Annotated in this window: 13 protein-coding genes; 9 read left to right on the forward strand and 4 right to left on the reverse strand. The window is 72.5% G+C overall.

Annotated elements, in window-relative coordinates; translation table 11 throughout:
* Positions 1-67: 67 nt before the first annotated feature.
* From ACIRU3_RS22535 to ACIRU3_RS22565, 7 genes are all read left to right on the forward strand, one after another.
* Positions 68-349 (forward strand): YlxR family protein, encoded by a 282-nt coding sequence (locus ACIRU3_RS22535; protein ID WP_404058851.1) that lies wholly within the window; start codon positions 68-70, stop codon positions 347-349.
* Between the two features lie 163 nt (positions 350-512).
* On the forward strand, positions 513-3,671 hold the full coding sequence (infB, locus tag ACIRU3_RS22540; RefSeq protein ID WP_404058855.1) for a translation initiation factor IF-2: 3,159 nt from the start codon (positions 513-515) through the stop codon (positions 3,669-3,671).
* A 202-nt stretch (positions 3,672-3,873) separates the two neighbouring features.
* Entirely contained in the window at positions 3,874-4,167 is a 294-nt protein-coding gene (locus tag ACIRU3_RS22545) for a DUF503 domain-containing protein (RefSeq protein ID WP_116146515.1), read from the forward strand.
* 40 nt (positions 4,168-4,207) lie between these two features.
* The gene (gene rbfA / locus ACIRU3_RS22550) at positions 4,208-4,687 is read left to right on the forward strand and encodes a 30S ribosome-binding factor RbfA (protein WP_404058859.1); all 480 of its coding nucleotides are present in this window, start codon (positions 4,208-4,210) and stop codon (positions 4,685-4,687) included.
* The gene (truB, locus tag ACIRU3_RS22555) at positions 4,684-5,589 is read left to right on the forward strand and encodes a tRNA pseudouridine(55) synthase TruB (protein WP_404058862.1); all 906 of its coding nucleotides are present in this window, start codon (positions 4,684-4,686) and stop codon (positions 5,587-5,589) included. The genes rbfA and truB overlap by 4 nt, the downstream gene beginning before the upstream one ends.
* Positions 5,590-5,855: 266 nt before the next feature.
* Positions 5,856-9,425, forward strand: coding sequence for a trypsin-like peptidase domain-containing protein (locus ACIRU3_RS22560; RefSeq protein WP_404058864.1), 3,570 nt, complete (start codon positions 5,856-5,858; stop codon positions 9,423-9,425).
* A 131-nt stretch (positions 9,426-9,556) separates the two neighbouring features.
* A complete protein-coding gene (locus tag ACIRU3_RS22565; protein ID WP_404058866.1) occupies positions 9,557-10,504 on the forward strand; it encodes a bifunctional riboflavin kinase/FAD synthetase in 948 nt (315 codons plus the stop codon).
* A gap of 152 nt (positions 10,505-10,656) precedes the next feature.
* On the opposite strand, the gene ACIRU3_RS22570 is transcribed toward ACIRU3_RS22565, so the two are convergent.
* The 3 genes from ACIRU3_RS22570 to eccE form a co-directional block, all read right to left on the reverse strand.
* Positions 10,657-14,151: an SCO5717 family growth-regulating ATPase gene (locus ACIRU3_RS22570; protein ID WP_404058868.1), complete on the reverse strand. Its 3,495-nt coding sequence runs from the start codon at positions 14,149-14,151 to the stop codon at positions 10,657-10,659.
* A gap of 300 nt (positions 14,152-14,451) precedes the next feature.
* Positions 14,452-15,216: a hypothetical protein gene (locus tag ACIRU3_RS22575; protein ID WP_404058871.1), complete on the reverse strand. Its 765-nt coding sequence runs from the start codon at positions 15,214-15,216 to the stop codon at positions 14,452-14,454.
* A complete protein-coding gene (gene eccE / locus ACIRU3_RS22580; RefSeq protein ID WP_404058874.1) occupies positions 15,216-16,586 on the reverse strand; it encodes a type VII secretion protein EccE in 1,371 nt (456 codons plus the stop codon). The genes ACIRU3_RS22575 and eccE overlap by 1 nt, the downstream gene beginning before the upstream one ends.
* A 206-nt stretch (positions 16,587-16,792) precedes the next feature.
* On the opposite strand from eccE, the gene eccB reads away from it, so the two are divergent.
* The gene (gene eccB, locus ACIRU3_RS22585) at positions 16,793-18,316 is read left to right on the forward strand and encodes a type VII secretion protein EccB (RefSeq protein ID WP_404058876.1); all 1,524 of its coding nucleotides are present in this window, start codon (positions 16,793-16,795) and stop codon (positions 18,314-18,316) included.
* Between the two features lie 24 nt (positions 18,317-18,340).
* Positions 18,341-19,591: a type VII secretion-associated serine protease mycosin gene (mycP, locus tag ACIRU3_RS22590; protein WP_404058879.1), complete on the forward strand. Its 1,251-nt coding sequence runs from the start codon at positions 18,341-18,343 to the stop codon at positions 19,589-19,591.
* A gap of 1,145 nt (positions 19,592-20,736) precedes the next feature.
* Here the strand turns inward: mycP and ACIRU3_RS22595 are convergent.
* Positions 20,737-21,042, reverse strand: coding sequence for a hypothetical protein (locus ACIRU3_RS22595; RefSeq protein WP_404058882.1), 306 nt, complete (start codon positions 21,040-21,042; stop codon positions 20,737-20,739).
* Positions 21,043-21,226 lie beyond the last annotated feature (184 nt).

A 21,226-nucleotide genomic window follows, 5' to 3' on the forward strand; every position in this document is an offset into this window, starting at 1 on the left:
TGCAGCGAGCAACTGTTCGACTTTTCCCCCAAAGGGGTGAGGTCGGTGCGGGGAGGTAGACTTAGAAGTGTCTGGCCGGACGCGTGCCCGCGCATGCCCTGAGCGCACCTGTGTGGGGTGCAGGCAGCGAGCGGCCAAGGACGATCTGCTGCGGACCGTGGCGGACCAGGAACAGTGCGTTCCCGATCCTCGCGGTACGCTGCCCGGCCGGGGTGCGTATGTACACCCCGACCTGGTCTGTCTCGACCAGGCTGTACGCCGCCGGGCGTTCCCTCGGGCGCTACGCGTCCCCGGGCCGCTCGACATAAAGGCGTTGCGCTGGTACGTCGAGCAGACAGACAGTTGCTGAGCAGGCAACACGGTAAGAAAGCATGTCGTGCGGAACCCCCGTACGGCCTGGTACCTCGCGAGTCGAAAGCAGGTCGAGATTGCGATGAGCACTCGATGAGTACGCGATGAGTACGCCCATGAACTAGCGACGGTCCGGCTTCCCCGGACCTCAGAGGAGCGAAGTGGCTAAGGTCCGGGTCTACGAACTCGCCAAGGAGTTCGGTGTCGAGAGCAAGGTCGTCATGGCCAAGCTCCAGGAACTCGGTGAATTCGTCCGTTCGGCGTCTTCGACGATCGAAGCGCCCGTAGTACGTAAGCTGACCGACGCCTTCCAGGGTGGCTCCGGCAAGTCCGCCGGCAAGCCCGCCCCGCGCAAGGCCGCCCCCAAGCCCGCCGCGCCTTCTCCGGCGCAGGCTGGGGGTACCTCCCACGCCCTCAAGGCGGCGGGGGACCGTCCGGCTGCCCCGAGGCCGGCGGCTCCCAAGCCTCCGACGGCTCAGCAGCCCGCCGCTCCGGCGGCGCCTTCCACGCCGTCGGCGCCCCTGACCCCCCCGTCGGGCCCGCGCCCGGTTCCGGGTCCGAAGCCCGCGCCGCGTCCGGCCCCGGCAGCCCCGGAGTTCACCGCTCCGCCGGCCGCTCCGGCCGCTCCGGCCGCCCAGACCCCCCAGGCTCCGGCCGCGCAGGGTCCGGCCGGTCAGGGTCCGCGTCCCGGTGGCGCCCGTCCCGGTGCGCCGCGTCCCGGTGGTCGTCCGGCCGGTCCCGGTCAGGGCCAGGGTCAGGCCCGTCCGGGCCAGGGTGCTCCGCGCCCCGGTGGCCAGGGTCAGCGTCCCGGTGCCCGTCCGGCCGGTCCGCGTCCGGGTAACAACCCCTTCACCTCCGGTGGCTCCACCGGCATGGCGCGCCCGCAGGCGCCCCGTCCGCAGGGCGGTCCCCGTCCCGGCGGCGGCCATGGCGGTCCCGGTGCTCCCGGCGGCGGTCCGCGTCCGCAGGCGCCCGGCGCCCAGGGCGGCGGTCCGCGTCCGCAGGCTCCGGGCGGTTCGCGTCCGTCGCCGTCCGGCATGCCCCGTCCGCAGGGCGGTCCGCGTCCCGGCCCGGCCGGTCCGCGTCCCAACCCCGGCATGATGCCGCAGCGTCCCGCTGCGGGCCCGCGTCCCGGTGGCGGTGGCCCCGGTGGCCGTGGTCCCGGTGGTGGCGGCGGTCGCCCCGGTGGCGGCGGCGGCGGTCGTCCGGGTGGCGGCGGCTTCGCCGGTCGTCCGGGTGGCGGTGGCGGCGGTGGCTTCGCCGGTCGTCCCGGTGGTCCCGGTGCCGGTGGCGGCGGTGGCTTCGCCGGTCGTCCCGGTGGTCCCGGTGGCGGTGGCGGCGGTGGCCGTCCCGGCTTCGGTGGCCGTCCCGGTGGTCCCGGTGGCCGCGGTGGCACGCAGGGCGCCTTCGGTCGTCCCGGTGGTCCCGCGCGTCGCGGTCGCAAGTCGAAGCGGCAGCGTCGCCAGGAGTACGAGGCCATGCAGGCCCCGAGCGTCGGCGGCGTGATGCTGCCGCGCGGCAACGGCGAGACCATCCGTCTCTCCCGCGGCGCGTCGCTCACCGACTTCGCGGAGAAGATCAACGCCAACCCGGCGTCGCTCGTCGCGGTCATGATGAACCTCGGCGAGATGGTCACGGCCACGCAGTCCGTCTCCGACGAGACGCTGCAGCTCCTCGCGGGCGAGATGAACTACGCGGTTCAGATCGTCAGCCCCGAGGAGGAGGACCGCGAGCTGCTCGAGTCCTTCGACATCGAGTTCGGCGAGGACGAGGGCGACGAGGAGGACCTGGTGGTCCGTCCGCCGGTCGTCACCGTCATGGGTCACGTCGACCACGGTAAGACCCGACTGCTCGACGCCATCCGCAAGACGAACGTCATCGCGGGCGAGGCCGGCGGCATCACCCAGCACATCGGTGCCTACCAGGTCTCGACCGAGGTCAACGACGAAGAGCGCAGGATCACCTTCATCGACACCCCGGGTCACGAGGCGTTCACCGCCATGCGTGCCCGTGGTGCGAAGTCGACCGACATTGCGATCCTGGTCGTCGCGGCCAACGACGGCGTCATGCCGCAGACGGTCGAGGCGCTCAACCACGCCAAGGCGGCCGACGTCCCGATCGTCGTCGCGGTCAACAAGATCGACGTCGAGGGTGCCGACCCGACCAAGGTGCGCGGTCAGCTGACCGAGTACGGTCTGGTGGCCGAGGAGTACGGCGGCGACACGATGTTCGTCGACATCTCCGCCAAGCAGGGGCTGCACATCGACTCGCTGCTGGAGGCCGTGGTCCTCACCGCGGACGCCTCGCTCGACCTGCGGGCCAACCCGGCCCAGGACGCGCAGGGCATCTCGATCGAGTCCCGTCTCGACCGCGGCCGTGGTGCCGTGGCGACGGTCCTCGTCCAGCGAGGCACGCTGCGGGTCGGCGACACGATGGTCGTGGGCGACGCCTACGGCCGAGTGCGCGCCATGCTCGACGACAACGGCAACAACGTCGCCGAGGCCGGCCCGTCGACGCCGGTCCAGGTCCTGGGCCTGACCAACGTCCCGGGTGCGGGCGACAACTTCCTGGTGGTCGACGAGGACCGTACGGCCCGTCAGATCGCCGAGAAGCGCGCCGCCCGTGAGCGCAACGCCGCGTTCGCCAAGCGCACGCGTCGTGTGTCGCTGGAGGACCTGGACAAGGTGCTCAAGGCCGGCGAGGTCCAGCAGCTGAACCTGATCATCAAGGGTGACGCTTCCGGTTCCGTCGAGGCCCTCGAGTCCTCCCTGCTCCAGCTGGACGTCGGCGAAGAGGTCGACATCCGCGTCCTGCACCGCGGTGTCGGTGCGGTCACGGAGTCCGACATCGACCTGGCGATGGGCTCGGACGCCATCGTGATCGGCTTCAACGTCCGCGCGGCCGGCCGCGCGGCGCAGATGGCCGAGCGCGAGGGTGTGGACGTCCGGTACTACTCGGTCATCTACCAGGCGATCGAGGAGATCGAGGCGGCCCTCAAGGGCATGCTCAAGCCGGAGTACGAAGAGGTCGAGCTCGGTACGGCGGAGATCCGCGAGGTCTTCAAGTCGTCCAAGCTGGGCAACATCGCCGGTGTCCTCATCCGCTCGGGCGAGGTCAAGCGCAACACCAAGGCTCGCCTGGTCCGCGACGGCAAGGTCATCGCGGAGAACCTCAACATCGAGGGTCTGCGTCGCTTCAAGGACGACGTCACCGAGATCCGCGAAGGGTTCGAGGGCGGTATCAACCTCGGCAACTTCAACGACATCAAGGTCGACGACGTCATCGCGACGTACGAGATGCGGGAGAAGCCGCGGGTCTGATGCAGGCCACGGTTTGCCGCTGGCCGACGGAACTCCGGTTCCGTCGGCCGGCGCGCCGTTGTTTCGGCTCCCCGAACGGGGGCCCAGAGTGCGGTAAAACCCCGTCGAGCCTCCGGCAGGAACGGGGTACCGTTCTTGATGTCCCCGGCCGCACGGACCCGGGGCCATCGATCCCGTACCGGCGGGTGAACCGGATACACACATGTACGTGGGGACTCTGTCCTTCGACCTCCTCCTCGGCGATGTCCACTCGCTGAAGGAGAAGCGCTCCGTCGTCCGCCCGATCGTCGCCGAGCTCCAGCGGAAGTACGCGGTGAGCGCGGCAGAGGTGGACCACATGGACCTCCATCGGCGGGCGATCATCGGCCTCGCCGTGGTATCCGGCGACGCGGCGCACCTCACCGACGTACTGGACCGGTGCGAACGGCTGGTCGCCGGCCGCCCCGAAGTGGAACTGCTGTCCGTGCGACGGCGTTTCCACGGCGACGACGACTGACCACAGAACGCAAGAAGAAGAAAGAACGGGAGACGGACCAGTGGCCGACAACGCGCGGGCGAAAAGGCTGGCGGACCTCATCCGGGAGGTGGTGGCCCAGAAGCTGCAGCGCGGGATCAAGGACCCGCGGCTCGGCTCGCACGTCACCATCACGGACACCCGGGTCACGGGTGACCTGCGGGAGGCGACCGTCTTCTACACGGTCTACGGGGACGACGAGGAGAGGGAGGCCGCGGCCGCCGGTCTGGAGAGCGCCAAGGGCATCCTGCGCTCCGAGGTCGGCCGCGCGGCGGGCGTGAAGTTCACGCCGACCCTCACCTTCGTCGCGGACGCCCTGCCCGACACCGCCCGGACCATCGAGGACCTCCTCGACAAGGCACGGCAGTCCGACGCGAAGGTCCGTGAGGCCTCCGCGGGTGCGGCGTACGCGGGCGGCGCGGACCCGTACCGCAAGCCGTCCGAGGACGAGGTGGCCGAGGCGGCCGAGGCGGCCGAGACGGACGGCGACGCCGCCGAATGACCCAGAAGCACACCACGCCCGACGGCCTTGTCATCGTCGACAAGCCGTCGGGCTTCACTTCGCACGACGTGGTCGCCAAGATGCGCGGCATCGCGCGCACGCGCCGCGTCGGCCACGCCGGCACCCTCGACCCGATGGCGACCGGCGTCCTCGTCCTCGGTGTGGAGCGCGCCACCAAGCTCCTCGGGCACCTCGCCCTCACCGAGAAGGAGTACCTGGGCACCATCCGGCTCGGCCAGAACAGCGTCACCGACGACGCCGAGGGAGACATCACCTCCTCCACCGACGCGTCCAAGGTGACCCGCGATGCCATCGACGCCGGCATCGCCAAGCTGACCGGGCGCATCATGCAGGTGCCGTCCAAGGTCAGCGCCATCAAGATCGACGGAGTGCGGTCGTACAAGCGGGCCCGCGAGGGCGAGGACTTCGAGATCCCGGCCCGGCCGGTGACCGTCTCCTCCTTCGCGGTGTACGACGTCCGGGACGCCGTCGCCGAGGACGGCACCGCCGTGCTCGACCTGGTGGTCTCGGTGGTCTGCTCCTCCGGCACCTACATCCGTGCCCTCGCCCGCGACCTTGGCGCCGACCTGGGCGTCGGCGGCCACCTCACCGCGCTGCGCCGCACCCGCGTCGGGCCGTACAAGATCGACTCGGCCAGGACGCTGGACCAGCTCCAGGCGGAGCTGACCGTGCTGCCCGTCGCCGAGGCCGCCGCAGCCGCGTTCCCCCGCTGGGACGTGGACGCCAGGCGCGCCCGGCTGCTGCTCAACGGTGTCCGGCTGGACATGCCCGAGGAGTACGCGGGCACCGGTCCCGTCGCCGTGTTCGACCCCGAGGGCCGCTTCCTCGCGCTGGTCGAGGAGCACAAGGGCAAAGCGAAGAGCCTGGCCGTCTTCGGCTGACCGGGCCCGGACCGCTCCACGGGCGCCTGCCCGTGGAGCGGCGGCCACGGGGTACTGCCCTCGCCGCCGCTCCACGGTCCCCCCTCGGTTCCCCCACCCCTAGGGTGTATCCAGCCGCCCCCGCCTATTCACCCGACCGGGCAGGCGCTCGGAGTGAAGCGGGGGAGCGGATGGGGGCGCTTTCGCCCCGCGAGCTGTTCCGCTGATCACCACGCGCCTACCGTCGACCGTGAGAGCACGTGTGTACGGGCGGGGAGGGTACGGCCATGGCGGGACGGAGCGGTGACGCGAACCGTACCGGCGTCTTCTGCCGGGCCCGGGACGAGACCCGTACGGGGAGCACGAACGGTACGGGCGGCACGAGCGGTACGCAGGACACGAGCGGCGCGTCGGACACGAACCGTACCGGCGACCCGACTCGCTCGGACGTCCTCGTCCGGATCCGCGACCTGGCCGGCCGCCCCCGCGGAGTCGGTTTCCTGGCCGACCACGAGGGCACCTTGCTCACCAGCCACGAGGCCGTCGACGGACTCGCCCGGCTGGTCCTGCAGGCTGCTGCCGGGGACCGTACCTGTGTGGTCGGCGCCGACGCCGTCACCCCGCTGCCCGCGCTCGACCTGGCCCTGGTCCGCACCGACGGTCTGGGCGTGGACCCCCTTCCGCTGACCGTCCGGGACCGTGTCGAGGCCGGCGCCTACGTCCGGATCGCCGCGGGCTGCTGGCGCGAGGCGCGGGTACTTGCCGCGACCCAGGTGACGTACACCGCCACCGACGGTTTCCACCTCCTGGAGGACGCCCTGGAGCTGGCCATCGGCACGGCGGGCCGGGACGCCCTCCGGCTCGGCGGTGGCGCCTGCGGGGGACCGGTGCTCGACGCACGGACCGGTGCGGTGCTCGGCGTACTCGGCAGCGCCCTGCAGGCCGACGGGCGCGACGCCGGCTTCGCGGTGCCGCTGCGGCAGGCCGAGGGTCCGCTGGCCGAGCTGCTCGCCCGCAACGCGGCCACTGTGCCCGCGTACGGCGCCGACCTCAACCTGGCCGGCGTCCTGGAGCTGACCGCCACCTCGGTGGGCCAGGACGGTCCGCCGGGCACCCTCGCCGGACACCTCGGCGTCGCCGGTCCCGGCGTTGTGCAGCCAGCCGAACGCGCCGACGTCGTGCGGGAGTTGAGCGCCTTCACCGACGGCGGCGACGACCGCGCCGTGCTCGGGCTCGTCGGTGCCCCGGGCAGCGGTCGCACGACGGAACTCGCGGCCCTCGCCGCCCGCCGGAGCCGGGCCGAGCGGTCCGCGCCCACGCTGTGGCTGCGCGGCGCCGATCTGAAGGGCACCGACGACTGCGTGGCCGACGCCGCCCGCCGCGCCCTCAGGCGTGCCGCCCGGATCGTCGCCGCCTCCCGCTCCGTGCACCCCGCGGACCTCGGCGACCTCACGGCCGAGCGCGTGGCCCGCCTTGCCGGGCAGGCCGGCCGCCCGCTGCTGCTCCTGCTCGACGGCCCCGAGGAGATGCCGCCCGTCCTCGCCGACCGGCTGCCCGAGTGGGCCAGGGGGACGGCCGAATGGCTGCGGGCGACCGGGGCGCGGCTGGTGGTGGCCTGCCGGGAGGAGTACTGGGAACGCGCCGGGGCCGAGTTCCCCGCGGACCTGCTCCGTGCGTCGGCCTGTGTGCGGCTCGCCGACCTCACCGACGACGAGGCACGCCGGGCCCGCACCCGCTACGGCATCCCCGACGGTGCCCTCACCGACCGCGACGCCCGGCACCCGCTCACCCTGCGCCTCCTCTCCGAGGTCCGCGCCGTCCTCCCGGACGCCCCGCCCGCCGGGCCCGTCGACCGGCACGAGGTCTTCGCCGCCCATCTCGACCTGATGTGCCTGCGCATCGCGGTCCGCCTGGCCGCCGAGAACGGGCTGCGCGGTACGGCCGTACGGCGACTCGCGGTCCGGGTGGCCGGGCAGGTGCACGAGGCTGCCCGGCGCAGCCTCGGCCCCGGGCAGGGCGAGCTGGACCAGGCTTCCTTCGAGGTGGTGTTCCCCTGGGGGACCGCCCCCGCCCGGCTCGACGGCGGCTCCGGCTGGGCCTCCGCCGTCCTCGCCGAGGGCCTGCTGGTCCCGGCCGGAGGCGGCTACCGCTTCGCCGACGAGGAGCTGGCCGACTGGATCCAGGGCATGCACCTCGACCTCGACGAGGCCCTGCACGCCCTGGTCCACCGCCCCCTCACCGACCAGGGAGCCGACCCGCTCCCCGTCCCGCACCACCGCGTCGGCCCGGTCGTCCAGGCCCTCCTCCTCCTCGGCCGTCAGCAAGGCTCCCATCAACTCGCCCTCCATTTGAGAGAGTTGACGGAAGCCCTGGATCTGGACCCCACCTCCTGGTGGGCCGCCCGACTGCTCGCCCGCACCCTCCTCCAGGTCCCGGACGCGACGCCGTACACCGAAGTGCTCGGCCTCCTCGCCGAACGGATCGTCGCCTGGCGCCTCGGCAGGCGGCCCGTACCGCCCGAGTTCGGCCCCGCCTTCTGGACCGCGCTGCCCCTCCCGGCCACCGAACGCTTCGCACTGCTCAGGGAGCTGGTCCTGGCGGACGGTGCGCCTTCGGAGCCGGGCGGCGAGGGGGAGAGGGCGGCCGGCGGCGGGCGCTGTCTGGACGCCGTGGCCCGGTTGCTCGCCGCCGATCCAGGTGCCGTACAGCCACACCTCACCCGCTGGTTCGACGACGAGCGGCCGCTGCCCGCGACCCCGCACGCCACCGTGGCGACCGCCGCCCAGGCGCTGCTGCACACGCACCGGCACGGCGCCCTGGACGACCTCACCGAGGCGCTCGTACAGAGCGCGCACCCCAGGGCCGACGAGCTGCTCACCGTCCTCGCCGAGGACGAGCCCTCGGCGGTCTGCCGGGCCGTCGACCGCTGGGCGCACGACGAGCGCCCCGCCCGCCGGGTGGCGGCGGTGGCCTCAGGACTGCGCGCGGCCCCCCACGTCCGCTCGGCGGCCGACCGCGAGCTGCTGCGCTACTCCGCCCTCGCCCTGCTCGCCCGCCCCGCCGACTGCACCCTGCACGGCGGCGCGCTCGCCGTCCTGGTCCGCGACCCGCACACCCGCGACCGTCATCTCACCGAGGCCCTGCGGCACTTCGCCGACGGCGACCCGCAGTTCCCGCCCGACGCCCTGGTCCCGGCGCTGACCACCCACACCGAACCCGTTCTCAAGGCCTTCCGCGCCCGGCTGCGCGGAGGCCCGGACACCGGCGAGACGCTCCGCACGCTCGCCGACGTCACCACCCATGCCCTCGCCCGCCGGGTCGCCGCCCTCGTGCGGGAGGCGGTGGGGAAGCGACCGGAGACCGCCGGGCACATGGCCGCGTACGTCGACCGTCGCCTCGACCAGGGCCCCGCCGTCCGTTCGGTCCTGCAGCCCCTGGTCACCGGCCTTCTGGACGGCGGGCCCGTACAGGTCCGGGCGGCCCTCGCCACCGTGCTCGCCGCCCCCGGCGCACCGGCCTCCCGCCCCCTGCGCCGTGAGCTGCTGGACTTCCTGCTCGCCCGCGAGCACGACCCGGACGTCCTGGACGCCGTCCTGCACGCGGCGGCCCCGCTCGACGACTGCCGGGACGCGGAGCTTCGTGCCCTGGTCCACCGCACCGGCCTCCTGCTCGTCCGTACCCCCGACGGCGCGACCCGGTTCGACTGGAGCCTGGTCCTCCTGGCCCGGCACGTGCCCGGCTTCGCGGTACGGATGGCCCGCTGGCTGGACGAGACCCCGCAGGACTGGGCCGCGGTGGTGGGCCCCAGCGCCCGACGCATGGTCGAGAACATGGCAGGGGTGCGCGTACCGGCCTGAGTGTGCCCCGGGAACGTGCGCCCGGTCACAGCCCCCATGCCGATGCGGGTCCGGGGCACCCGGCATGGCACCCTTAGACCTGCACAAGAGGTCAACGGTAGACACGGACACGGGTTCGAGGAGCGGTCACAGTGCAGCGCTGGCGTGGCTTGGAGGACATCCCCCAGGACTGGGGGCGCAGCGTCGTCACCATCGGTTCCTACGACGGCGTTCACCGCGGCCACCAGCTGATCATCAAGCATGCCGTGGACCGCGCCCGCGAGCTGGGCGTCCCGGCCGTCGTCGTCACCTTCGACCCGCACCCCAGCGAGGTCGTCCGCCCCGGCAGTCACCCGCCGCTGCTCGCCGCGCACCACCGGCGCGCCGAGCTGATGACGGATCTGGGTGTCGACGCGGTCCTCATCCTCCCCTTCACCACCGAGTTCTCGAAGCTGTCGCCGGCCGACTTCGTCGTCAAGGTCCTGGTCGACAAGCTGCACGCCAAGGCGGTCGTCGAGGGTCCGAACTTCCGCTTCGGCCACAAGGCGGCCGGCAGCGTGGAGTTCCTCGTCGAGCAGGGCAAGATCTACGACTTCGAGGTCGAGGTCGTGGACCTGTACGTCACCGGTGACGCGGGCAACGGCGAGCCGTTCTCCTCGACCCTGACCCGGCGCCTGGTCGCCGAGGGCGACGTGGCCGGTGCCCGCGAGATCCTGGGCCGTCCGCACCGGGTGGAGGGCGTGGTCGTCCGCGGCGCCCAGCGCGGCCGCGAGATGGGCTTCCCGACGGCCAACGTCGAGACGCTCCCGCACACCGCGATCCCCGCCGACGGCGTCTACGCCGGTTACCTGCACGCCCAGGGCGAGGTCATGCCGGCCGCGATCTCCGTCGGCACGAACCCGCAGTTCGACGGCACCGAGCGCACGGTGGAGGCGTACGCCATCGACCGCGTCGGCCTCGACCTGTACGGCCTGCACGTCGGCGTCGACTTCCTGGCCTATGTGCGCGGCCAGGCGAAGTTCGAGTCCCTGGAGGCCCTGCTGGAGCAGATTGCCGAGGACGTGAAGCGGTGCCGGGAGATCGTGGCCGCGGAGGCGTAGGCGAAGGCCTTCGGCGGACTTCCCGGGGCTTTCGCGGCCTTTCCGCCCGCGCAGCCCCTCTGCCGGCGGAGCCTCTCTGTCTCCCACAGCTTTTCCACGACACGAAAGGGCGGCCGGTGCGGTGAGCACCGGCCGCCCTTCGTCGTGCCGTCCTACTGCTGGGGCGGAGCCTGCGGAGGCTGAGCCTGGGGCTGTCCAGGCTGCGGATAGCCGGGCTGCTGCGGGTACGGCTGGCCGGGAGCGGCGGGCGGGTAGGGCTGGCCCGGCTGCTGCGGATACGGCTGCTGCTGTGGCTGCTGTGGCGGGTACGGCTGTCCCTGCTGAGGCGGGTACGGCTGCTGCCCCGGGGCATACGGCTGGCCCGGGACCTGCGGGTAGGGCTGGCCCGGCTGCTGCGGATACGGCTGTCCCGGCTGCTGCTGATACTGCTGCCCCGGCATGGGCGGTGCGGCCACCGGCGGCGGGTTGCCGTCGCTGGTCCACAGTCCGTGCGACTGCTGGTGCCGTACGAGGTCCTCGGCGACCATGGCGGCGAGGTTGAAGTAGGCCTCGCGCACCTTGGGCCGCATCATGTCGAGGTCGACCTCGGCACCGGCGGCCAGGTGCTCGTCGAACGGCACCACGACCACCCCGCGGCAGCGGGTCTCGAAGTGCGTCACGATGTCCTCGACCTTGATCATCTTGCCGGTCTCGCGGACCCCGGAAATGACGGTGATCGACCGGGAGACGAGGTCGGCGTAACCGTGCGCGGACAGCCAGTCCAGGGTCGTGCTGGCGCTGCTCGCGCCGTCGACGGACGGCGTGGAGATGATGATGAGCTGGTCCGCCAGGTCGAGCACCCCGCGCATCGCGCTGTACAGCAGACCCGTGCCCGAGTCGGTGAGGATCACCGGGTACTGCCTGCCGAGCACGTCGATGGCGCGGCGGTAGTCCTCGTCGTTGAACGTGGTCGAGACGGCCGGGTCGACGTCGTTGGCGATGATCTCCAGACCCGAGGGCGCCTGGGACGTGAACCGGCGGATGTCCATGTACGAGTTCAGGTACGGGATCGCCTGGACCAGGTCGCGGATGGTCGCACCGGTCTCACGGCGCACCCGGCGGCCCAGCGTGCCGGCGTCCGGGTTCGCGTCGATGGCGAGGATCTTGTCCTGGCGCTCGGAGGCGAGAGTGGAGCCGAGGGCGGTGGTGGTGGTCGTCTTGCCGACGCCGCCCTTGAGGCTGATGACCGCGATCCGGTAGCAGGACAGCACCGGCGTGCGGATCAGCTCCAGCTTGCGCTGCCGCTCCGCCTCCTCCTTCTTTCCGCCCAGCTTGAAACGGGACGCGGCAGCGGCGGCGGGCCGGCCGCTCTTCGCCTTCTGCCTCTTGTTGTTGAGCAGCCGGTCCGAGGACAGCTCCACGGCCGCGGTGTAACCCAGCGGTGCGGCCCCCGGGTTGGTCGGCTGCCGCTGGTCGTGCTGGATTGGCTGCGGCCAGGCGGCACCGGCGCGGGGGTCGGTGGCCGGCTGCGGCGCCTGCGCTGCCTGGGCGCCCTCGGGGTTCTGCGGGGCCGGCTGCTGTCCCGGCTGTCCCGGTTGGGGGAAGCCGTAGCCGCCTTGCGGGGCCGGGGGGTTGGGGGTGCCGGGCTGCGGGAAGCCGTAGCCGCTTGGCGGGGTGGGGCCGGTCGGGGCCGGCTGCTGTCCCGGCTGTCCCGGTTGGGGGAAGCCGTAGCCGCCTTGCGGGGCCGGGGGGTTGGGGGTGCCGGGCTGCGGGAAGCCGTAGCCGCTTGGCGGGGTGGGGCCGGTCGGGGCCGGCTGCTGTCCCGGCTGTCCCGGCTGCGGGAAGCCGTAGCCGGACTGCGGGTGCGGGCCGGCGGGGTTCGGCTGGGATGCCGGAGGCTGCGGGAAGCCCGGCGGGGTGGGGGCGGGCTGCGGCGCCGGCACCGGTGCCGCCGGCGGTTCGGCCGCGGGGGCGCCGGGCTGGTTCCAGGCTGCGGGCGCGGGCTGCGGTGCCTGCGGCTGGAACGGCGGCTGCTGTCCGGGCACGCCCGCAGGACCCTGCGCGGCGGCCGGCTGCGGCTGAGCGGGCGGCGGGCCCGGCTGCTGCGGCGCGGCCTGTGCGGGCCACTGGGCCGCCGGGGCGGGGGCGGCGGGCTGGTACGACGGCGGCAGCGGGGGCAGCCCGCTCTGCGGCGCAGGCGGGGGAGCCCAGGCGGGCGGCGCGTCCTGGGGGTTGGCGGGAGCGGCCGGGGCCGTGATCTGAGCGGCGCCGTCGCCGGGCACGCCCTCCTCGGGTGACGCGCCGGTGGACTTGAGTGCGTCGGACCCGGCGGCGGAGCCCGAACCATCCGGTGCCGGGGCGGCCTCGGGTGCATCGTCGCCCTCGGCCTTGCTTCCGTCGCCGGGATCGGCCGGGTGAGCCACGGCCTCGCCCTCGGCGGACACGGAGGTCACCGCCGTACCGGCGTCAGTTTCCCCGGCGTCCGCGGCCGGGGCGGCCCCGGAGTCCTCGTTGCCGGCGCTCTGCCCGGGTCCGTCCACACCGGAGTCGTTCCCACCGGAGTCGTTCGCGGCGGCGTTGTCCACGCCGGCGCTGTCCACGCCGGCGTTCTCCGCACCGGCGTGGCCCGGACCGGAGTCGTTCGGCGAGGCGTTCTCCGCCTCGGCCTCGTCAGTCCGGGCGCCCTCGGCGCCGGTGGCGTCCCCGCCGGTCGATCCGGCACCCTCGGCGGAGCCCGCCGCGGCACTCTCGCCAGCGGCCGTGGCGGCCTTCTGCTCGGCCGCCGCGCGCTCCGCGATCTCGGCCATCTCACGCTTCAGGGCCACGGCGGAGAACTTCATGGTCGCCCCGCTCTCCAGGTCCCCGTTGTCCGGCTCGGACTCCGGCAGGGCCGCAGCGGCCGGTGCCGGGGTCTCCTGCTGGGACGGCCCGGTCTGCCGCGGCTGCTGCGGCTGCTGCGGCTCGAACCCCTCGGGAAGCTGCGGCACCGGAACCTGGCCGGCGACAGGCGGTGCGGGCGGAGCGTACGGCGCCCCGGGACCGGCGGCCGGAGCGGGTGCGGTGTGCGGCGCCCCCACGGCGGGAGCGGGAGGAGCGTACGGCGCCCCCGCGGCCGGAGCGGGCGGAGCATACGGCGCCCCCGTGGCGGGAGCGGCCGGAGCGAAGGGCGTGCCCGTGGCAGGAGTGGGTGGAGCCGACGGCGCGCCCGTGGCAGGAGCGGACGGCGGAGCGAAGGGTGCGCCCGGCACGGGCGCGGGAGGAGCGGGCGGGGCCGCCGGGGTGAACGGGGCACCCGGCGCCGCCGTACCGGCCGCCGGCGTCGCGTGCGGCGGCGCAGGAGGCCCCGGAGTCGGCCCCGGAACAGGCGCCCCCGGAGGGAACGGCGGAAGCGGCGCGGCACCGGAACCACCCGGACCACCCGGCATGCCGGAACCGCTCGTGTCACCGCTGCCACCCGCACCACCGGGCCCCGGTCCGGCCGGATCCGCACCGCCCGCGCTGCCGGTGCCGGGTCCGCCCGACGTCCCCGACGCGTTCTGCGTGTACCAGGCGGGCGGGGCGTAGTCGATGGTGAACTCGCCGGTGGTCTCGATGGCCGACTCCGCGTCGGGCTGGTCATCGTCGGGTGTGGCCCAGCCCCCGCGGATCCCGTCCCGATCGCTGCTCACAGTTCCTCCTGGTGTGGTCGAGCACCCTCATGCCGTGCCGGGGCGACCATGTTGTGTCGTTCACGTCGTCCGTGGTCGTTCGAGGCAGTCCGGTCCACCGGCCCTCCCCCTGGGGCGACGACGCCTGGTCCACGGGCAGTGGCATCGCGCCCGCTCCCAGCCTAATCACCACGAGGCACACCTCGGCAGGCCCGCCCACCTCTCGGCTCCCGTTCATGGGCACAAGCTGCCGACAAACCACGAACAAATCGCGTACGAGCAACGAGCAAGCGTTGAACAAATGGGGCGAGAAAGGTCAGTTCAGTCCATCCGGCGCGGTGTACCCAACAATCCGATCTCGGCGTCGGTGGGTTGGGTCATCACATACTGCCGGTCACGGTCGGTGCACCACAGCGTCACACCGTCGGGCAGCGCGGGCAGCGACTCCACCTCGGTCCGGGTCAGTCCCATGGTGCGCCCCAGCTCCCCGGCCTCGTCCGGCGAGACCCGCTGGATACCGGTCAGCCGCGCCTGCCGCAGCAGCCGCGGGGCGACCGGGCTCAGATACGGCAGCAGGGTCAGCACGGACTGCCAGGGCCCCGACACCGTGCGCCCGCGCGGCGGCCGCATACCGCAGTCCCGCACCACCAGTACGGGTGTACCGGCCGAGGCGCCCTGCGGAGGCACCCGCCCCACCTCGTACACGGCGAGCCCGTTCTGCCCGCCGCCCATGGCGTGCACCATCTGTATCCAGGCCTGCGGCCGGCCCGTCTCCACGGCGACCCGCGCCCCCGTGGCCGCCGTACGCAGCGCCAGCACCTGAGCCGTCCACAGCCCGCCGATCAGCACGACGTCGTACGGCGTGGGCCGGTTGATGCCCAGCACGGCCGGCTGCCCCTCGGCATCGACCCCGGCCACGACACCGTCGTCCCCGATGGGCAGGGACAGTGCTTCGGCCTGCTCCACGGGCAGCGCGTGCCGCGGGTGGCGTGGGCCCAGCAGGCCGAAGCCGGTGCGCAGCCGCGCACCGAGGCCAGGCGCCGACGGGGTCGTGCCCGACGGTGCGGGCGATGTCGTCACGGCCATCAGCGGGCACCTCCGAGCGGCAGGGTGGCCAGAACGCCGGGGAGTTGTTCGCGGTCCAGACGCGCGAGCCCGGTCCGGGCCTGACGCGCCGCACGCTCCAGATCGCGCCGCGCGTCGGTCAGCTCCTGTTTGCTGCGGCCGGTGATCCGCAGATGACCGGTGACGGCCACCTCCTTCTGCGCACCCTTGGCCAGCGTCAGGCTGAAGGTCGTCGCGAGCGCGGGCACCGTGGTCAGCTGTGCCACCAACTGCGCCAGCGAGGCGTTGGATCCGCCCAGTTGGGGCCAGCGTCGCACCCAGTAGGTGGTGTGCCGGCGGTTGTCGCAGCGCCAACTGCGGCTGGACTCCTCGGTACGGCGCTGGGGCGCCTCGCCCCGCCCGGCCTGGGCCGCCTGGGCCGTCACCATCGGGTTGGCGCACGCGGAGGTGGCGATGGCGGCCGTCAGCTCCTCCTCGGTCAGCACGCTCGCCCGGAACCCGGCGCCGGTCAGCCGGCTCGACAGGTGCTCGGACGAGCGCGCCAGGCACTTCTGCGCCCCCAGCAGGCCGCCGCCGCGCGCGGCCACCGCCTCCGGGCACAGCTCGGGATCGAGCTTCAGCGCTATCCATGTGATGCGCACCGCGGGGGAACCGGTCTGGGCCTGCAGCGGCGCGTAGTTGCTGACCACGACCGACTGCTGGGGCAGGTGCAGCGCGGGCGCGGGCTGCGTGTGCACCACGATCTGGGCCGACTCCAGCTGGATCCCGTCGACTTCGAGGACGTCCCGTACGAGGGACACCGGCAGCGGCCTGCGGCTGCGCTCCGCGCGCAGCGCGTCGGCGTCCGACTCGACCTGGAGCAGTGCGGTCAGGAAGCCGCCGTCGCCGACCATGCCGATCGGCCGCTGGTCGCGGTCGTCGCCCCGGCTGTAGCTGTAGGTGCGCAGGGCCGGGTCGCACTCCACGGCCGGCGCGAGACCGGAGTCGGTTCCCGGCGGCACCGGCGTGCTCGCGGCCCGCCGTCTGCGGGCCCGCAGCGCCAGCAGGGTGCCGAGCCATTCGGGCAGGGAGCGCCCCCGGCGTCGTACGACAGCCAGCACCACGAGCACCGCAGCGAGCGCGGCGGACGCGATCAGCGCGACCATGCCCAGGAGCCACCCGCACACCACGAGTGCGCCCGCGATCTCCAGCAGCACCAGCCGCTGCATCGCGAACGAACCGCCGCGCCCCGAGCGGGACACCAGATGCGGTGCGAAAGTGCCCAGGTAGGGCGCGGATGCCTGGCCGGCGCCGGACCGGGATGAAGCAGAGCCGCGGGCACCCGACCGGCCCGCGCCACCCGACCGTGACCCCGATTGCGATCGCGACCGGGCCCGCGTTGCGGAAGCCATCACTCCAAAACCCCCGAACTCTCCCGAAAACCCTTGCGCTCCGGTCCCTTCAAGCCCTGAGCACCCTACCCGTGCCACCAGCACGTCCACGCAACAGGCATAGTAGGGGCCGGGTCTGACAGTCGAGGCACCAGAGGCAACCGAGGGCGGGGGACGGATCTTCACAGGTCCCCCACGGCTCCGCAACGGGGAGAGAGCGGACACAGATGGCATCACGGCGGGACGAACTCAACGCCTATACCTTCGCGAAGCGCCGCACGCTCGCGTCATTCCTGCAGCCTGCCCCTTCCGGCTCGGAGGAGGGCGCGCCCAAACCGCTGAAGGCACTGGTGCCCGGCCTCGTCGTCGGCGTCGTGATCCTCGCGGTGTTCGGCGCGATCGGCATGTTCAGCCCGACGGCGCCCAAGGGCTGGGACGCGGCGGAAGAACACGTCATCGTCGCAAGCGAGTCGACCACTCGGTACGTCGTCCTGAAGACGGGCAAGCAGAAGCAGCTGCACCCGGTCCTCAACATGGCCTCGGCCAAGCTCCTCCTGGACCCCAGCAAGGCCAGTGTCATCACCGTCGACGAGAAGATCCTGGACAGCGGCAAGCCGCCGCACGGCGCCACGATCGGTATCCCCTACGCCCCCGACCGCCTGCCCTCCTCCGACGAGGCCTCGGCCACCAAGCACTGGGCGGTGTGCGAACGCCCCGGCGACGGCGGCCGGGCGATCCAGAAGGCGGCGTTCGTCTTCGGCAAGAACGAGTGGTCCAAGGCGGAGGGGCCCAACAGGCTCACCCAGGGCGACCTGATGTACGTCGTCGGTCCCGACGGCAAGACACAGTTCGTCGTCGACGCCCAGGGCAAGGCGTACGAGATCGCCGACCCGAGCGACAAGGAACTGCTCAAGGCCCTCGACACCCAGAGCCGCGCCCCGCAGCGTGTCTCTCAGGCGTGGCTCGACACCCTCCAGAAGGGCGACCCGATCTCCATCCCGACGATCCAGGGCACGGCCGGCGCCAAGGCCAACGCCTCCGGCCCGCTGGGGCAGTACGACAAGGTCGGCGAGGTCATCAAGGCGTACGACGGCCAGATGATGCAGTACTACGTCGTGCTGCGCGGGAAGGTGGCCCGCATCTCCGAGTTCACGGCCACGCTCCTGCTCAACAGCGGGGACCTCGTCGGCGTGGGCCAGGCCGGTGAGGCGCAGCAGGTCAGCCCGGGCGCGGTCGTCGACAGCACGACGTTCGACGGGGACAAGAACTGGCCGGCGTACAAGCCGAAGACGGTGAACGACGGCTCCAGCACCACCAGCGGCCGCAACACGGTCTGCAACGTGCTGCGCTCGGTCGGGGCCAAGGGCCGGACCACCCTGTCGACCTGGGTGGGCAAGGACTTCCCCGCCCAGCTGCCCACCGGCTCCTCCAGCGCGTACGTCACCGCCGGTTCCGGCCTGCTCTACCGCCAGTTCCAGGGCACGGAGACCACGGCCGGTGGTGTCTTCCTGGTCACCGACACCGGTCTGCGCTACGCCCTGCAGTCCAACAGCGACAGCGCCACCGACGACAAGGGCATCGGTACCTCCGACAAGAAGCGCAAGGAGGAGCTGACCGAGGCGAAGATCGCCCAGACCCGCCTCGGCTACGAGAAGGTGACGCCCACCCCGATCCCCAAGGAGTGGTCGACGTTCCTGCCGACGGGCCCGCGCCTGTCGGAGGCGGCGGCGCGGCAGCCGCAGGGTTCGTAGCGGCGGCCGGAGGAGAACGGACTCATGCTGAACGCAAGGATGTCGGGGACCGCAGCCCGGACGGCGGTCGTGGCCGCCGCAGTGGCCCTCACCGCGATGACCACCGTGGTCGCCCTCCCCGCTTCCCCGGCCCGGGCGGACGACGGCCAGTGCACGTTCCCGTCGAAGAAGTACGCGGGCCGGCCGTGGGCGCTGCAGCGCGTCAACCTGGACGAGCTGTGGGCGCAGTCGACGGGCAAGGGCATACAGGTGGCCGTGATCGACACCGGAGTGGACGTCAAGAACCGGCAGCTCACCAAGGCCGTGGACGCGTCGAAGGGCAAGAATCTGCTGCCCGAGAAGAACTCCAAGGGCGAGAAGATAGACCGCGGCAACAAGTCGGGCACGACGGACACGGTCGGCCACGGCACGCGCGTGGCGGGCATCATCGCGGCCCGCCCGGCGAAGGGAACAGGCTTCGTGGGCCTGGCGCCGGACGCGACGATCATCCCGATCAAGCAGAACGACGCCGAGGGCGACGGCACGGCGGACATGTTGGCCGCGGCGATCAGGTATGCGGTCCAGGCGGGCGCCGACGTCATCAACATCTCTCAGGACACGGCCAACGCGCTCGACCCGAAGGACTCGAAGCTGAGGGACGCCATCGACTTCGCCCTGGGCCAGAAGGTCGTGGTCGTGGCTTCGGCCGGCAACGACGGCCTGGGTGGCAATGTCAAGGTGACGTACCCGGCGTCGTACGAGGGCGTCCTGGCGGTGGCGGCGTCCGACCGCAACAACGAACGGGCTGCCTTTTCACAGTCGGGAGATTTCGTGGGGGTCTCGGCTCCCGGTGTCGACATGATCTCCACGGTTCCGGGTGACGGCCACTGCTCGGACAACGGCACGAGCTTCTCGGCGCCGTATGTCGCCGGCGTGGCGGCCCTGTTGAAGGCCAAGTACCCCAAGTGGACGGCCCAACAGGTCGTCGCCCAGATCGAGGAGAGCGCGGAACGCTCGATCCCGGGGCATGACCGGCTCGTGGGGTGGGGGGTGGTGGATCCGGTGAAGGCATTGACGGATGTGGATCCGGAGCACCCCGTCGAGTCACCGAAACCCGAGGACGGCGTGTCCAAGGGCGAGGCCCCGTCGGTCACGCCACTGCACTTCGGCGAGACGGCGGAGGAACGGAACACCCGCATGGCGACGTATGCGGTGGTGGGCGGCCTGGTCGTGGTGGCGGGGCTGAGCGGTACGGCCGTGGCGGTGCGGGACGCGCGACGCAGGCAGCGTCGCTGACCGGTCCGGGTGCCGGCCGGCCCTGACGGTGGGGGAGGGGGATTTCGACGCCCACGCGATTCGGTTCAAAGCCGCGTACGAGGAAGCCCGTACCTCTCGGGTCGCACACCGGCTGACGCACCCAGAGGGCGACTCCGGTGCAGGAGCCGTCTTCTGGGGGACCGCCGCGTGCCCGGTCGACGGGGGCGAGCGCGCGGTGTTCGTCGTCAGCCGTACGAAGGCCGTGGGCGGGCGACGGGCGACGGGCGACGGAGCCAGAGGACGCGTACGCGAGGAGCGCCCTGCGTGCCTGTGCCGGGCGGTCCGCGAAGGCACGCGGCTGTTCCGCGCCTGCGACGCCGTGATCGCGCACGGTTGAGGGGGACGTGCTGTTGTCGCTGTGCCTTCCCGGGCGCAGTGCTGCGGCGCGACGGCCCGCACCCGCTCTCCGGTTCGCGACTGAAGAAGACGGCACTTCCGATTGGCTCCCGACGCGTTCCTTCGGGCGCCCGTCGCGGTCATCTGGTACCGATCCCGGCAGACGGTGTCCTGCCCGCCTGGGCCTCCCGCGCACGGGTCCGTGAAGACAGCCGCGAGTTCTTTGACGAGGGAGCGATCCAAGCGCGTGCTCCGGCCGACGCCGGTGGTGAGCGAGATGAGGACCGTGCCGACCCGGATCTGGGCGAGCGCGGCTTCCTCGCCTTCGTAGCCCCCGACTCCGACGACGGCGTCGCGACGGTCACCGAGCTCGCCGATGTCCAGCTTCTCGGGCTTCGCCGGCGACTTGCGATACGAGGTCCAGAAGACGCCGTACGCGGCCTTGGCGGCTGCCTCGTTCCGGTAGGCCAGGACCGTGAACGAGACGAGCGGTTTCTTCGTCCCGGAGAACCCGGACGACCCCGCATAGCGGATCCCTTCGCAGCCCCTCCGCAACTCCTTCGGGCACGGGTCTGATCCGGTGGACCGAGCGTTTTCCACGGAGTACGCGTCCGGCGGGTCGCTCACCTTCCAGCCGGGCATGGCCTTCACATCGGGCACCACGGCTTTGGTCTGCTGTTCACCGAGCGCTGCGGAAGCCTTGGCGGCCGCACCGTCCTGGCCGCAGGCCGGCAGGAGTGCCAGGACGGCGCAGGCGGCTGCGAGGTTCACATGCGCGCGGGCGGCCGTCATCCGTCGCAGGTCACCATCTTCCGGTACGCCTTCGCGTATGCGGAGATAAACCTCTCGGCCTTGTCGTCGATCTTCCCCTGCGGGTGTACGACATGGAACTCGACGGAGAACCGAGCCGCGCCCTGCCTGGAGTTCTCGCAGTCGAAGACCGTGGCGGCCCCGTCGTCCCACACGGCGTACTTCCCTCCGCCGGTCGTCCGGTAGTTGAAGGCGAGAGCCTCCTTGGCCGCGTCCTTGACGGTGTATCCGGCTTTGCGCCAGGCACCTTCACTGGCCCACTCGATGTCCCCGTCGACGATCACGTTGCAGAACCGAGTCTCCGGCTTTTGGTGATTGGTCGACGCTTTCACCGTTAGCTTGTCCCCGGAAGGCAGCAGATCCGCGAGAGCATCCTTGTCGACCGAAACCCCGCAGATCGAGGACGGAGTCGAGTAGTTCTTGTCCTGGCCCGAGCACCCGGACAGAACAAGGAGAGATCCGAGAGCA

Origin of the sequence: Streptomyces sp. NPDC101151, from assembly GCF_044768335.1 — a bacterium.
Classification (GTDB): Bacteria; Actinomycetota; Actinomycetes; order Streptomycetales; family Streptomycetaceae; genus Streptomyces.